The sequence below is a fragment of the Elioraea sp. genome (assembly GCF_051860475.1).
In the GTDB taxonomy this organism is placed as follows: domain Bacteria; phylum Pseudomonadota; class Alphaproteobacteria; order Acetobacterales; family Acetobacteraceae; genus Elioraea.
Genome location: NZ_JBHYDW010000038.1, coordinates 15,927 through 29,640, shown reverse-complemented (window position 1 = coordinate 29,640; position 13,714 = coordinate 15,927). Strand labels below are relative to the sequence as shown.

The following is a 13,714-nucleotide window of genomic DNA, read 5'->3' as shown; positions in this document are numbered from 1 at the left end:
AGGCGGCCTTCATCTCCGTGAGGAAGCGCTCGACTTGGCTGCGCAGGGTCTCGGCGCCGCGGCTGAGTTCGGCCGCCGCCCCCTGCACCTGCGCCGCTGCCGCGCCCGAGCCCGACGCCGCGTCCTGCACCGAACCGATATTGGCGGACACAGCCCCGGTCCCGGCCGCTGCCTGCTGCACGTTGCGCGCGATCTCGGCCGTCGCCGCGCCCTGCTGCTCCACCGCCGCCGCGATCGACGCCGCGATGCCGCTGATCTTCTCGATCGTCCCCCCGATCGCACGGATCGCCTCCACCACCTTCCCCGTCTCGCCCTGCACCGCCGCGATCTGACCGCCGATCTCCTCGGTCGCCTTCGCCGTCTGGGAGGCGAGGTTCTTCACCTCGCTCGCCACCACCGCGAAGCCCTTGCCCGCCTCGCCCGCACGCGCCGCCTCGATGGTCGCGTTCAGCGCCAAGAGGTTGGTCTGGCCGGCGATGTCGTTGATCAGACGCACCACCTCGCCGATCCGGTTGGCGCTCGAGGCGAGCGACTCAACCGTCGTGTTGGTGCGGCTCGCCTCCGACACCGCCTCGGAGGCAATCCGCGTGCTCTCGGACACCTGGCGGCTGATCTCGGCGATCGAGGCGGAGAGTTCCTCGGCGGCCGAGGCGACGGTCTGGACGTTCGCGCTCGCCTGCTCGGCGGCTGCCGCCACCGCGGTCGCCTGGCGCGAGGTCTCCTCCGCGCCCGCGGCCATGCCGGTCGCCGTCGCCTCAAGCTCCGTCGCGGACGCCGCAACGCCCTTCACCACCGCGCCGACCTCGCCCTCGAAGCGGGTCGCCGCCTCGAACGCGGCGCGCCGCCGCTCCTGCCTCGCCTCCTCGTCCTTGCGCTTGAGCTCCTCCTGCATCTCGCGCGTGCGGATCAGGTTGTCGCGGAAGACGGCCATGGTGGCGGCGATGTCGCCGACCTCGTCCTGGCGGCCCTCGCCGTAGATCGGGCTCTCCGTGTCGCCATCGGACAGCGTCCGCAGCCGCGCGACGGACAGCTCGATCGGCCGGGCGATCTGGCTGCGGCCGATCCACCAGCCGAGCCCGAGGCCGCCGAGCACGCTGATAGCCGTCGCGACGACCATCACCCAGGTGAGCTGCGCGGCCTCGGCGTTCGACGCCTCGACGATGTCGTGCGCGCGCTTCTCCATCAGATCGTCGAAAGCATGCAGGGCATCGAGCGCGGCCTTGGCGCGCACACGGCCAGCCAGCGCGGCGTCAACGATTTCGCGCTGCGCCTCGCTCAGTGTCACGCCAGAGCCCAGCCGGCGGGCCCTACTGATGGTCTCGTCGACACCGGCGCGATAGGCGCGCAGCGCCGTCTCTGCCTGCTGCAGCAGGGCTAATGCCTCGGCGTCCGCCGATTGGCGGAGTTCGCCCAGCGTCCGCTCGATCCCGGCGCTGATCCCGGCGATCTCCGGCTCGGCCGCGGCGACCTGCTCCGGTGTCGGGTTCGCGGCGAGCACGAGCTCGGCGACCTCGAGTTCGAGCACCCGTTCCGACGCCACCGAGGCGGCGATCGCGGCCTTCTCGGCCTGTTCAACTCGCTCGATGTTGTGGGCGAGATGGCCGAGGCCGATCTTGCCGGTGATGGCGACGGCAGCGGTCGCCGTCACCAGCAGCCCGACAAGCACGAGGACCTTGTACACGACACGGACGTTCTGGAACGACATCGTCGTCTTCCTTCTGACGCTGGGGGAGAGGCTGACGCTGGGGGGAGAGGGTCCGCACAGACGCGAGAGGGAACGCCTCTGGCCGAATCATACGAGTCCAAACTATCTCACAGCTTCGTCACCGAAAGATAAAATTATGAATACAGAATAATACGAATATTCCTGAGATCTGTAGAGAGGAGCGAGAGGCGGGCAAGCTCGCTCGCCCGGCCCATCTCGTCCGCTGTCTGCCAGCGATTCGAGGTCTGCATCATGGCCAGCACGAGCACGGTCACGAGGGGCAGAACCAGGGCAGCGGCCAAACGCAGGCCGAGGCGCGTGTCCGTGGACAGGCGACGAAGCATCGAGCGTTCCTTCCTCGCGCAGTTTTTGTCGTTGGTGCCGCGGAGGCGCTGCGCCTCACCTCCGCAACGGAGGAGGATGCACCGGAGATGTTTCGCGAACGTGAAGCGCGCGCCGCTCAGGCTCCCTGTTCCAGCGCAGCGCGCAGCGGCCCCGCTGCCTCACCGAGCGGGATCAGTCCCTCGCGCAGGAACAAATCGATCAGCACGAGATTGACGTTGAACTTGAATGCATCCGTCTCGCGCACGGTCGCCAGCACCCGCGCGATCGGCCAGAGCTCGAACCGCTCGACCTCGTCATCGTTGGGCCGGGGCAGGAAGCCGTCGGGGAGGTCAAGGTCGAACACGTGCAGGGTGTCGCGGCGGATGCCGCGCGCCTGGCGTGGCTCGTTCCAGGCCATCACGTAGCCGATCCGCCCCGCACGCCGGGCGGTTGCCGCGAGTTCGGGCGGAATCCCCGCCTCCTCGCCGGCCTCCTTCACCAGCGTCTCCTCCGGGGAGAGCCCAGCCGGGATGCCGCCGGCGACGAGGTTGTCGAGCTTGCCCGGCGCGATCGACTTGTCGCGCGCGCGTACCGCCACCCAGAGCGAGAGCCCGTCGGCGCGGCGCACCAGCCCGTTCACGTGCACCCCCTCGGCGCGCACGCCGAAGGCTGGCACGGCGGCCCGGTCGATCGTGGCGAGGCTGAGCCCGCCGGGCTCGGCGCGGATGTCGTAGCGCTCGGACCGCAGCCGCGGGATCAGGTTGGCGGAGACGAGGCCCTCGCAGACCCGGGCGAGCGCATCCGAGCGCGCGCCCGGGCTGCGCATCCGCTTCGCCATCGCCACCCCGTCCGCGTCGAAGTGGAACACTGCCGGCCAGTAGGTGAGCGCGCGCACGAGATCGGGCGCAAGCCAGCCCACCGGCCGTCCCTCGATCCGGAACGGCTCGAACCCAGCGGGCGAGGGGATGTCGTTGCAGGCGTCGATGTGGCGGAAGAACGGGGCGAGGTCCATGCCGGCCGGGTAGCACGGGGGACGCCAAGGGGCGATGGCAGGGATGCCGGGCGGGGGCTTTGATCCGGCGCCGCCGTCACGACATGCTGGGCACCTACGGAGCGCCAATCACGTGACCTCACCCCCGCCCACCGGCCGGTCGCATCTCGCGACGCTGAAGACCCTGCTCCCTTATCTCTGGCCCGCCGACGACCCGGCGCTGAAGATGCGCGTGGTCGCCGCGCTGGTGTTCCTGGCGCTGGCCAAGGTCGCGACCGTCACCGTGCCGCTGGTGCTGGCGGGCGCGGTCGATGCGCTTGCCCCGCGCGAAGGGCTGATCGCGGTGCCGATCGCGCTGGTGCTGGGGTACGGATTGCTGCGCCTCGCCGCCTCCGGTTTCCAGGAGCTGCGGGATGCCGTGTTCGCCCGTGTTGCCCAAGCGGCAATCCGCGCAGTCGGGCTCAAGACCTTCCGCCACCTGCACGCGCTCTCCTTGCGCTTCCATCTCGACCGGCAGACGGGCGGGCTCTCGCGGATGATCGAGCGCGGCACGCGTGGCATCGAAACCGTGCTGCGCTTTGCGCTGTTCAGCACCTTGCCGACGCTGGTCGAGATCGGCCTCGCGAGCATCGTGATCTGGGCCGCGCTGGGGTGGGAGTTCGCGGCGATCGTGTTCGCCACGCTCGCGCTCTACGTCACCTTCACGCTGCTGTTCACCGAGTGGCGCGTGAAGTTCCGCCGCGCGATGAACGAGACCGACCAGGAGGCCAACACCAAGGCGGTGGACAGCCTGCTGAACTACGAGACGGTGAAGTACTTCAACAACGAGGCGCACGAGGCCAAGCGGTTCGACGCCGCGTTGCGTGCCTATGAGCGCGCGGCGGTGAAGAGCCAGGTGACGCTGAACATGCTGAACCTGGGCCAGGCCGGGATCATCGCGCTTGGGCTCACCGCGGTGATGCTGCTCGCCGCGTACGGCACGGCGGCGGGCACGATGACGGTCGGCCAGTTCGTGATGGCCAACACCTTCCTGATCCAGCTCTACGTGCCGCTCAATTTCCTCGGCTTCGCCTATCGCGAGATCAAGCAGGGGCTCGTCGACATGGAGGCGATGTTCCGCCTGCTGGCGGAGAGTCGCGAGATCGCGGACGCCCAGGACGCGAAGGCGCTCGCGGTCACCGAGGGCGCGGTGCGGTTCGAGGACGTGCACTTCGCTTACCGCTCCGATCGCGACATCCTGCACGGCGTGTCGTTCGCCGTGCCGCCGGGCGCGACGGTGGCGATCGTCGGCTCGTCGGGTGCGGGCAAGTCGACGATCTCGCGCCTTCTGTTCCGCTTCTACGACGTCGATTCCGGCCGCATCACGATCGACGGGCAGGACATCCGCGCCGTCACGCAGGACAGCCTGCGCCGTGCGCTTGGCATCGTTCCGCAGGACACCGTGCTGTTCAACGACACGATCCGCTACAACATCCGCTACGGCCGCCCGGATGCGACGGATGCCGAGGTGGAGGAGGCGGCTCGGCTCGCGCGCATCCACGACTTCGTCGTCTCGATACCGGACGGCTACGAGACGCGCGTGGGCGAGAGGGGCCTCAAGCTCTCGGGCGGCGAGAAGCAGCGCGTGGCGATCGCGCGCACGATCCTGAAGAACCCGCCGATCCTCGTGTTCGACGAGGCGACGAGCGCGCTCGACACCCGCACCGAGCGCGAGATCCAGGCCAACCTGAAGGAGCTCTCGCGCGACCGCACAACGCTGGTGATCGCGCACCGGCTCTCGACAGTGATGGACGCCGACGAGATCCTGGTGCTTGACCACGGCCGCGTCGTCGAGCGCGGCACGCACGCGGCGCTGCTCGCCACGGATGGCCTCTACGCCGAGATGTGGCGCCGTCAGGCCGAGCTCGCGGAGGCCGAGGCCGAGGTCGAGGCCGCACGCGTGGCCGAGGCGGAGGCGGACTGAACGCTACGGCACGAGCACGAGCGCGCCCGTCACGCGCCCGTCGCGAAGCCGCGACAAGGCCTCGTTTGCCTGCTCAAGTGGCAGTGTCTCGACCTCCGTGCGCACCTTCACGCGGGGCGCGATGGCAAGGAACTCGGCGCCGTCGCGCCGCGTGAGGTTCGCGACCGAGCGCACCACGCGCTCCTGCCACAGGATCTCGTAGGGGAAGGCCGGGATGTCGCTCATGTGGATGCCGGCGCAGACGACCACGCCGCCGCGATCGACCGCGCGCAACGCGGCCGGCACCAGCGCGCCCACCGGGGCGAACAGGATCGCCGCATCGAGCGGTTCCGGCGGGGCCTCGTCCGACCCGCCGGCCCACTCCGCGCCGAGCGTGCGGGCGAAGTTCTGCGCCGCCGTGTCGCCGCGCCGGGTGAACGCGAACACGCGCCGGCCCTCGTGGCGCGCGACCTGCGTGACGATGTGCGCCGCCGCGCCGAAGCCGTAGAGGCCGAGCCGTCGCGCCTCGCCAGCCATGCGCAGCGCCCGGTGGCCGATGAGCCCGGCGCAGAGCAGCGGTGCGGCCTCGACATCCGCATATGCCTCCGGGATCGGGAAGCAGAACCGGGCGTCGGCGACGACGTGCTCGGCATAGCCGCCATCGAGCTGGTAGCCGGTGAAGCGCGCGGCCTCGCACAGGTTCTCGCGGCCCTGCCGGCAGAACCGGCACGCGCCGCAGGTGAAGCCGAGCCACGGCACGCCGACCCGGTCGCCCTCGCGGAGCCCCTCGACCCCAGGCCCCAGCGCCTCGACCCGGCCGATGATCTCGTGGCCTGGGATGACACCCGGCTTGGGGTCAGGCAGCTCGCCGTCCACGACGTGCAGGTCGGTGCGGCAGACCGCGCAGGCGGCGACGCGGAGCCTGATCTGTCCGGGCCCGGGCTCCGGCACGGGCAGGCAGCGCAGCGCGAGGGGGCGCCCGGGATGCTCCAGAACCATCGCGCGCATGACGGTTCCGGGCATCGCGGGGCAGGCTACTCGATCCGCACGCCGGACGCGCGCACCACCTCGCCCCAGCTCGCGATCTCCTTCGCGATGAAGTCCTTCAGCTCGGCCGGCGTGCTGCCGACCGGGAAGTTGCCTGTCTCGAACAGGCGCTGGCGCAGCGCCGGCTCGGCGACCGCGGCCCGCATGGCCTCGGCGTAGCGCGCAGCGATCGCCTCCGGCATCCCCGCCGGGCCCATCAGCGCGAGCCAGCTCGAGATGCGGAAATCAGGCAGCCCGGCCTCGGCGAAGGTCGGCACATCGGGCAGGGTCGGCCAGCGCGCGTCGATCGCGACCGCGAGACCGCGCAGTTGCCCCGCCTCCATGCCACCCTGCACGGCGACGATGTTGTTGAAGGTGGCGTGGATCTCGCCGGTGATGAGCGCCGGGATCAGCAGGTTCTGGCCGCGATACGGCACGTGCACCATGTCCGCGCCCGTGCGGTTCTTCAGCAGCACGCCGGCGAGGTGCTGCGTGGTGCCGTTGCCGACCGAGCCGTAGTTCAGCTGTCCGGGCCGCGCCTTCACGTAGTCGATGAACTCCCGGAGCGTCCTCACCGGCAGGCCCGCGTGCACCGCAAGGATCGATGGTACCATCGTCACCAGCGACACTGGCGTGAAGTCGCGCTCGGCGTCGAACGGCATGCGGGCCATCAGGGTCGGGTTGATGCCGTGCGTCGAGGCCGAGGCCAGCAGCAGCGTCTGCCCGTCGGGTCGCGCGCGCGCGACATGCTCGGCGGCAATATTGCCGGCGGCCCCGGGCCGGTTCTCGACCGCAATGGTGATGTTCAGCCGTTCACGCAGCTGATCGGCAACCAGGCGCGCCACGACATCGGCCGCGCCGCCAGGCGGGAAGCCGACCACCAGCCGCACCGGCCCGGAGCCCTGCGCGATCGCCGGCTGCACCGAAAGCGCCAGAAGCGCCATGACGACGAGTCTGCGCAGCATCCAGGTTCTCCTTGCGGTGTCGTATCTTGCTCGGCTTCTGCGGCAGGTTGCGCTCCGCCAACAAGACGTGTCAACTCCGCGGCTCATTTGCAGCCTGGCAGAACGATCCGTGGCCACCAAGACGACCCAGCGCCGGACCTGGCGCGTCGCCGTGCTCGGCGACACGCATATCGAGCCGGACGCGTCACCCGAGCCGCGTGCGAACCGTCGCAGCCGCGCGGCGATCGCGCATCTCGCCGCGCTCAAGCCGGATCTCGTCGTGCATCTCGGCGACATCGTGCACACTCTGCCAGCCCTTCCGGGCCAGGACGCCGCCTGGGACACGGCGGCGGCGATCCTCGCCAGCGTGCCCGCGACTCTGCTCGCGACGCCGGGCAATCACGACATCGGTGACAAGCCCAACCCCGCCATGCCGGCGGCAACCGTGCGCGAGGCATGGCAGGAGCGCTGGATCGCCCGTGTCGGGCCGCTGTGGCGGTCGCAGCGTCTCGGCGACGCGCTCATCGTGCTGGCTGCCGGCCCGATCCTCGGCAGCGGAACGGCGCGCGAGGACGAGCAGTGGGCCTGGCTCGAAACGACCCTCGCGGCCGGGCGGCGCGAGGGCGCGCGCATCTTCCTGTTCACCCACTATCCGCCCTTCCTGCTCGATCCGAACGAACCCGGGCACTACGACAACCTCGACCCCGGGCCGCGAGGGCGTCTGCTCGCGCTCATCCGCCGCCACGGCGTCGAGGCCGTGGTGTCGGGTCACGTGCACGGATTCTTCCACAACCGTGACGGCGAGACCGACCACTACGTCGTCCCGTCGGTCGCCTTCGCGCGGCGCGACTACGCCGAGCTTACGCGCATCGCCCCGGCCGAGGACGAGGAACACGGCCGCAATGATCGCAGCCGCCTCGGGCTCGCGCTGATCGAGATCGACGCAGCCGGACATCGCTACCACCCGATCGCCACCGACGGCGCCGCGGCGACCGATCGCGGCTGGCGCTTCCTGCCGCCACCGCATCCGCGCGCGGGCGGGCGGGCGCTGCTCGGCGTGCCGCTGCTGCACGACTGGGCTGGCACTGTCGCGCTGCCGGTCAACCCGCCGACTGCGCCGTTCCGCCGTCGGCGCGCGCGCGATGACCGCACCACGCTGCTCGCCTGGAGCCTCGGCCTTGATCGGCTGCGCATCCCGATCGACGACATCATTGAGCCCGAGGCGCGCGCGCGTGTGGTCTCGCTCGCCGCGCAGGGTGTGCGGTTCTGGCTGCACAGCGCGGGCGTGCCGGACCGGGCGCTGCTCGACAGCATCGCCGCGGCGCCGTTGGCCGGCTGGGAACTTGCGCTCAGCCGCGGCGAGATCGACGCGGCGGCGGCGGCGATCGCCGGCCATCCCGGCCCGCTGCCGCCCGACCGGCTGCTCGCGCCGATCATCACGACCGCAGAGCGCGCCGGGACCGCGGCCCACCACCTGTTCGTCGGTGGCGGCTTTGCGATCGCGGAGGCGGAGGCGCGACGGAGCGTCCTCGACGCGCCCGCCCGCCGGGCTGCGTTCACCGCGACCATGACCCGGCTGCCGCGCGACCTCGCCCCATTCGAGGCGATCCGCGCGCTCGCTGCGGAGGGCGACGGATCAGCGACGACGGTCGCGCTCGCACCCGACACGCCCGACGCCGCGTGGCGGGAGGACGCCCCGATCGCCAGCCGTGTCGCCGAGGCCGCCTTCGCCGCCTGGTGCTTCCCGGCGGTGGCGGTCTGGCTCGACACCTTCGCCGACATCGACCGCGGCTACTTCGTGCGCAACGGGATCGCCGATCGACGGCTCGCACCGCGGCCGGCCGGGTGCGTGCTGCGCCACCTGCACGCCACGCTCGCCGGGATGACGGCCTCGGCCGGCACCACCGCACGCGAGACCTCCCACGGCCGTGTGATCACGGCCAGGGCGGGGTCCGCCCGGATCGTCCTCGCCCTGCCTGCCCGGCCCGAACCCGCGGCCGTCGAGGCCCTCCTGGGCGTGGACGCGGGGCGGGTCCTCGACCTCGCGACCGCGCGGGATGCCCCCGGGACAGGTCCGGCCCTCGCCATCAGGGACGATGGCTAGGGGTTTCCCCGCCGACCCGGCTTCCCCATGTCAGGCGCTGGCAGAGACGGAGACCACGCATGCAGGCCGACCCGATGGGCGAGGCGCCGCAGGACCTGAGCCATGCCGGCTCGGTGGTGGACAAGGCGATCGAGTACATGATGGAGCAGAGGATCGGCCCGCTTTCGGCGGCCTCGGCCCTGCTCGGCGGGGCGATCGGGCTCCTGTCCCGCCAGATGAGCGACGAGGCGATCGTCCAGGTGCTGCAGAACGCGATCGCGAGCGTGCGCGCCGGCGAACTTCACGAGAGCCCGCCATCGCAGGGGTGAAGCCTGCCCGCGCGGCTTGACCGGCCGTTGGCCGCGGCGTATACGGCCGCTCTCGATCGGGCGCCTGTGACGGGCGCCCGTGCCTATTTCGTGATCCGAGGAGTACGGGTGATGGCGCGTCGCTGCAGCGTCACCGGCAAGGGCGTGCTGACGGGCAACAATGTCAGCCATGCCAACAACAAGTCGCGCCGGCGCTTCCTGCCCAACCTGCAGGAGACGTCGCTGATGAGCGACGTGCTCGGCACGACCGTGCGGCTGCGCCTGACCACGCGCGGGATCAAGACGGTCGAGCACAATGGCGGGCTCGATGCTTGGCTGCTCGGCACGCCGGACCGGAAGCTCACCGACGAGGCGAAGGTGCTGAAGCGCCGCATCGCCCGGGCGGCGGAGAAGAAGGCCGCGGCCTGACCCGCGCCGCCGCGGGCGCCAGGACGTCCGCCGGCTTCAGCCGAATTCCAGCGTCACACTCTGCGGACGGTGATCGGACGGGTCGCGCATGCGACCCGACGCCGAGCGGTCGATGCACGCCTCGAACGCCTCGTGCTCGATCCGCGCATTGCGGAATGCGCCCCAGTAGACGCTGGGCGCAAGCAGGATGTGATCGAGCAGCAGCGGCCGGTTCGGGATCTTGTCGATGAAGTCGTCGAACCGCGCCGTCCAGTTGCGATCCTTGAGCTCGCGGTCGATGAAGGCGTGGCGCAGCATGCGGCGCGGGTTGAACGGGTTGCCGGAGACCACCGCGACCACGTTGTGGATCAGGTAGTGCTCCTCGAAGAAATCGACCCCCGGGCCGTCGTTCAGGTCACCCACCACGACGATGCGCGCCTCGGGGTCGTCCGCCAGCCGCTCATCGAGCGCCGTGCGCACCCGCATCAGTTCGGCGGCGATGCGCCGGCGGTTGCGCACCGCCTGGGCGATGAACTGCGGCCGTGTCGCCTCGTTGTCCCAGAGCGCCCGCCCGCCATGGATGTATTTCGACTTGCTGTGCAGGTTCACCAGCAGGATCGGGCGGCCTGACACGGTCAGGTCCACCTCGAGCGGCTCGCGCGTGAACTCGTAGCTCTCGATCACCAGGTCGCCGACGACGTCCACCGGCCAGGACTGCGCGTAGTCGATCCGGTCCGGCTTCGGCCAGACACGGCTCGCGGCCTCGACCCGCCCGCCCTTCTTCACCAGCACGAACAGCCGCTGCGTGCCGCGCCCCGTCGGGCCGAGGATGTCGAAGGCGCCGTCGAGATGATCGTTCACGAAGAGCTGCATCTCGCCGGCGCGGCTCGGGCCCTCCTGGATCGCCAGGACATCCGGCGCCAGCGCCTTGATCACCTGCGCGACACGGTCGGCGAGCGCGCGCACATCGCTGATGCCGCGGCCGGGATTCTCCGGCCGCCAGCCCGGCGGACCGGCACTGATCGGCGTGAACCAGTCGTTCATCCACTCGATGTTCCAGTTGACGATCTTCATGGCCGACCTCCCGCTGACGATGCGACATCGTATCACATGCGGTGAGGCCGCCGCATCTGTCATGATCCCATGACGTTTCATTCCGGCGGCAGCCAGCGGAGCGCCATCGCGGCCAGGTGTCATGGACGCGTCATCGCATCCTTGGTTCATCCCGAACAAGAACAGAACCGCATGTTTCAGGACGTGGACGTTGTCGTCCGAGATCAGGGCGACGCGCCGGCCGCGCTCGGCCGGCCCGGAAGCGATCCCCTCGAAATTGTCGCTGAGCAGCGGCGGAGCGAGCCGTGCTGTCTCCATCCCCTCCAGGACCGGCGCCGCGAGCCCCGCAGCATCGAGCCGCGTGATCCGCTCCGCGAATCCGGAGCGCCAGCCGAACCGGCGCCCTCGGCGCTATTCGTCGAGCACGTCGCCCGTTCCGCCGACTTCGGCGGGGAAGTCGCGCAGCTTCCGAACCCCGTCCCTGATCGGCAGCACGGACTCGCCGTAGTGGAGATGGACGCTCGGCCGGAAAGCGATCCCCGGCAGGACGGCAGGACGGACATCGGTCAGTCCCAGCGTCGGATGGACAGTCATGACGTGACCGCCGCAGCGTGTGCAGAAGCGCCGGTCGCTCATCCCCGTCCTGTTGAACCTGCCCAGGACATCCGCGCCCGCACCACCCTGACGCGGTCCGAGGTCCACAGCAGATAGGCGCTGACGGGCGCGCCGGAGTAGGACCGGCAGGAGGTGCAGTGACAGTAGCCCATCTCCATCGGCACGCCTGCCGCCTCGATCTCTAGGGCCCCGCAGAAGCAAGTTCCGCGATACACGTGAGCCATGGTGGCTCTCCCGGTCCGTGACCGCGGCGACGGCAGTTGGGCGGCCCGGCGCCCCTGCACACCCGCCTCCGCGGCGATCTGGCCTGGCCGGGACGGGGCCGGCGGCCATCGGCGCGTCCAGCCTCGTCGCAGCGAGGATGGCGCGACACTGCCGCGCCAGGCGCCCCGCTGCCATCGCCGGAATTCGCCGAAGGTTTCCGTAACTTGCCCGCCCGTCGGACGGGCCGGACAGGTTCAGGCGACCAGCGCGGCGCGCTCGGCCGCGGCGCGGTGCCACGCTTCGGCCGCGTCCTCCTCGAACAGCTCGGCGAGCTTCTTCATCATCGTGCCCCCGAGCTCCTCGGCATCGACGATCGTCACTGCGCGGCGGTAGTACCGTGTGACGTCATGGCCGATGCCGATCGCGGTGACCTCGATCAGGTGCTCGCGGTCCACCCGGCGGATCACATCGCGCAGGTGGCGTTCGAGATAGTTGCCGGGGTTCACGCTGAGCGTGGAGTCGTCCACCGGTGCTCCGTCCGAGATCACCATCAGGATCTTGCGGTGCTCGGGCCGCGCGAGCAGGCGGCGATAGGCCCATTCGAGTGCCTCGCCGTCGATGTTCTCCTTGAGCAGCCCCTCGCGCAGCATCAGGCCGAGATTCCTGCGCGCGCGCCGCCAGGGCGCTTCGGCCGCCTTGTAGACGATGTGGCGCAGGTCGTTGAGCCGGCCGGGATTGCGCCGCTTGCCCTCCTGCACCCAGCGCTCGCGGCTCTGCCCGCCCTTCCAGGCGCGTGTGGTGAAGCCGAGGATCTCGACCTTCACGCCGCAGCGCTCGAGCGTGCGGGCGAGGATGTCGGCGCTCATCGCCGCGACCGTGATCGGCCGGCCGCGCATCGAGCCCGAGTTGTCGATCAGCAGCGAGACGATGGTGTCGCGGAACTGGGTGTCGCGCTCGCGCTTGTAGGAGAGCGAGTGCATCGGGTTGGCGACGATGCGCGCAAGCCGCGAGGCGTCGAGCAGCCCTTCCTCGAGGTCAAACTCCCAGGAGCGCGATTGCTGCGCGAGCAGGCGGCGCTGCAAGCGGTTCGCGAGCTTGGACACCACACCCTGGAGGTGCTGGAGCTGCTGGTCGAGCTGGCCGCGCAGGCGGGCGAGCTCGTCGGCGTCGCAGAGATCTGCTGCCTCGACCTCCTCGTCGAACTGGCGGGTGAAGGGCTCGTAGCGGATCGCGCTCGGATCGAACGGCTGGTCGCGCCGCGCCTGCGGGCCGGCCGGCCGGTCATCGCCGTCGGCGGCCGTCGCCTCCTCCTCCTGCTCGGAGGCCTCGACCGCCTCGGCCTGGCCGTCGGCCTCCTCCTCGCGCGCGCCGGGCATGGATTCCGCCTCGGCCGCGCTGCCCGCACTCTCCTGCTCGTCGTTCTCGCCGCCTTCCTGTTCGCCCTCCTCGTCCTGCTCGGACTCGGCCTCCGCTTCGGCCTCCTCCTCGGCGAGGTCGAGGGTCGCGAGCAGGCGGCGGCAGGCGCGGGCGAACGCATCCTGATCGTCGGCGGAGCGGGCGAGCGCCTCGATCGCCGTCTCGACATTGCCGGCAAGGTGCGGGCGCCAGGCATCGAGGATGGCGCGCGCGGCCTCGGGCGGGGCGTCGCCGGTCAGCCGCTCGCGCGCCAGCAGCTCAAGCGCCTTGGCGAGCGGAAGCTGCTCGCGCCGGACCATCCGGTCGTAGCCCTCGGCCTCGCACTCCTCGGCGAGCCGCGCGCGCAGATTGGCCGCGACGCCGGGCATCTGCCGCCCGCCCACCGCCTCCACGCGCGCCTGTTCCAGCAGGTCGTAGATCTCGCGCGCCTCGCGCCGCGCGGGCGCGCGCTTCGCATGCACCGCGTCGTCGTGCAGCGCGAGCCGCAGGCCCATCGCATCCGCCGCGCCGCGCAGACGCGTCATCTCGGCCGGCGGCAGGGCGCGCGAGGGCACGGGCAGCCGAGCGCGCTTGCCCGCGACGCCGGGCGGGCCGGGGGCGAAGGTCACGTCCACGTCGCCGCGATGGGCGATCGAGCGCAGCACGCCGGCGGTAGCGCGGCGGAACTCCTCCGACCGTGCGGTCTCGCGCGTCAT

At 71.0% G+C, this 13,714-nt stretch carries 13 protein-coding genes; 4 read left to right on the top strand and 9 right to left on the bottom strand.

Features of this window, described 5'->3' with window-relative positions; genetic code table 11:
• The 3 genes from ACTIFU_RS09335 to ACTIFU_RS09325 form a co-directional block, all read right to left on the bottom strand.
• Window positions 1-1,705: methyl-accepting chemotaxis protein (locus ACTIFU_RS09335; RefSeq protein ID WP_439578030.1), on the bottom strand; the 1,705-nt coding region annotated here is incomplete at its 3' end.
• 134 nt (window positions 1,706-1,839) lie between these two features.
• Entirely contained in the window at window positions 1,840-2,049 is a 210-nt protein-coding gene (locus ACTIFU_RS09330) for a hypothetical protein (RefSeq protein WP_439578029.1), read from the bottom strand.
• A 116-nt stretch (window positions 2,050-2,165) separates the two neighbouring features.
• On the bottom strand, window positions 2,166-3,041 hold the full coding sequence (locus ACTIFU_RS09325) for a DUF4743 domain-containing protein (RefSeq protein ID WP_439578028.1): 876 nt from the start codon (window positions 3,039-3,041) through the stop codon (window positions 2,166-2,168).
• Between the two features lie 43 nt (window positions 3,042-3,084).
• Between ACTIFU_RS09325 and ACTIFU_RS09320 the strand changes: the two genes are divergently transcribed.
• A complete protein-coding gene (locus ACTIFU_RS09320; protein WP_439578032.1) occupies window positions 3,085-4,983 on the top strand; it encodes an ABCB family ABC transporter ATP-binding protein/permease in 1,899 nt (632 codons plus the stop codon).
• Window positions 4,984-4,986: 3 nt separating this feature from the next.
• Here the strand turns inward: ACTIFU_RS09320 and ACTIFU_RS09315 are convergent, their stop codons facing one another.
• Window positions 4,987-5,970 carry a zinc-dependent alcohol dehydrogenase family protein gene (locus tag ACTIFU_RS09315; protein WP_439578027.1) on the bottom strand — a complete coding sequence of 328 codons (984 nt, stop codon included), beginning with the start codon at window positions 5,968-5,970 and terminating at the stop codon, window positions 4,987-4,989.
• Between the two features lie 26 nt (window positions 5,971-5,996).
• On the bottom strand, window positions 5,997-6,953 hold the full coding sequence (locus tag ACTIFU_RS09310) for a Bug family tripartite tricarboxylate transporter substrate binding protein (protein WP_439578026.1): 957 nt from the start codon (window positions 6,951-6,953) through the stop codon (window positions 5,997-5,999).
• A gap of 109 nt (window positions 6,954-7,062) precedes the next feature.
• Between ACTIFU_RS09310 and ACTIFU_RS09305 the strand changes: the two genes are divergently transcribed.
• The 3 genes from ACTIFU_RS09305 to rpmB all read left to right on the top strand — a co-directional run bounded on the left by ACTIFU_RS09305 (window position 7,063) and on the right by rpmB (window position 9,752).
• A complete protein-coding gene (locus ACTIFU_RS09305; RefSeq protein WP_439578025.1) occupies window positions 7,063-9,036 on the top strand; it encodes a metallophosphoesterase in 1,974 nt (657 codons plus the stop codon).
• A 59-nt stretch (window positions 9,037-9,095) separates the two neighbouring features.
• The gene (locus tag ACTIFU_RS09300) at window positions 9,096-9,344 is read left to right on the top strand and encodes a hypothetical protein (protein WP_439578024.1); all 249 of its coding nucleotides are present in this window, start codon (window positions 9,096-9,098) and stop codon (window positions 9,342-9,344) included.
• Window positions 9,345-9,455: 111 nt separating this feature from the next.
• Window positions 9,456-9,752, top strand: coding sequence for a 50S ribosomal protein L28 (rpmB, locus tag ACTIFU_RS09295; RefSeq protein WP_439578023.1), 297 nt, complete (start codon window positions 9,456-9,458; stop codon window positions 9,750-9,752).
• A gap of 36 nt (window positions 9,753-9,788) precedes the next feature.
• Here the strand turns inward: rpmB and ACTIFU_RS09290 are convergent, their stop codons facing one another.
• From ACTIFU_RS09290 to cobT, 4 genes are all read right to left on the bottom strand, one after another.
• Window positions 9,789-10,805: an endonuclease/exonuclease/phosphatase family protein gene (locus ACTIFU_RS09290; RefSeq protein ID WP_439578022.1), complete on the bottom strand. Its 1,017-nt coding sequence runs from the start codon at window positions 10,803-10,805 to the stop codon at window positions 9,789-9,791.
• 390 nt (window positions 10,806-11,195) lie between these two features.
• Window positions 11,196-11,378, bottom strand: a complete 183-nt coding sequence (locus tag ACTIFU_RS09285; RefSeq protein ID WP_439578021.1) for a hypothetical protein — start codon at window positions 11,376-11,378, stop codon at window positions 11,196-11,198.
• Window positions 11,379-11,416: 38 nt separating this feature from the next.
• On the bottom strand, window positions 11,417-11,551 hold the full coding sequence (locus ACTIFU_RS09280) for a GFA family protein (protein WP_439578031.1): 135 nt from the start codon (window positions 11,549-11,551) through the stop codon (window positions 11,417-11,419).
• Between the two features lie 306 nt (window positions 11,552-11,857).
• Window positions 11,858-13,714: a cobaltochelatase subunit CobT gene (gene cobT / locus ACTIFU_RS09275; RefSeq protein ID WP_439578020.1), complete on the bottom strand. Its 1,857-nt coding sequence runs from the start codon at window positions 13,712-13,714 to the stop codon at window positions 11,858-11,860.

Coding starts and splice junctions, on each gene's coding strand:
- ACTIFU_RS09330 (WP_439578029.1), bottom strand. CDS start 2,049: ATGCTTCGTCGCCTGTCCACGGACACGCGCCTCGGCCTGCGTTTGGCC.
- ACTIFU_RS09325 (WP_439578028.1), bottom strand. CDS start 3,041: ATGGACCTCGCCCCGTTCTTCCGCCACATCGACGCCTGCAACGACATC.
- ACTIFU_RS09320 (WP_439578032.1), top strand. CDS start 3,085: ATGCCGGGCGGGGGCTTTGATCCGGCGCCGCCGTCACGACATGCTGGG.
- ACTIFU_RS09315 (WP_439578027.1), bottom strand. CDS start 5,970: ATGCGCGCGATGGTTCTGGAGCATCCCGGGCGCCCCCTCGCGCTGCGC.
- ACTIFU_RS09310 (WP_439578026.1), bottom strand. CDS start 6,953: ATGCTGCGCAGACTCGTCGTCATGGCGCTTCTGGCGCTTTCGGTGCAG.
- ACTIFU_RS09300 (WP_439578024.1), top strand. CDS start 9,096: ATGCAGGCCGACCCGATGGGCGAGGCGCCGCAGGACCTGAGCCATGCC.
- rpmB (WP_439578023.1), top strand. CDS start 9,456: ATGGCGCGTCGCTGCAGCGTCACCGGCAAGGGCGTGCTGACGGGCAAC.
- ACTIFU_RS09290 (WP_439578022.1), bottom strand. CDS start 10,805: ATGAAGATCGTCAACTGGAACATCGAGTGGATGAACGACTGGTTCACG.
- ACTIFU_RS09285 (WP_439578021.1), bottom strand. CDS start 11,378: ATGACTGTCCATCCGACGCTGGGACTGACCGATGTCCGTCCTGCCGTC.
- ACTIFU_RS09280 (WP_439578031.1), bottom strand. CDS start 11,551: ATGGGCTACTGTCACTGCACCTCCTGCCGGTCCTACTCCGGCGCGCCC.
- cobT (WP_439578020.1), bottom strand. CDS start 13,714: ATGACGCGCGAGACCGCACGGTCGGAGGAGTTCCGCCGCGCTACCGCC.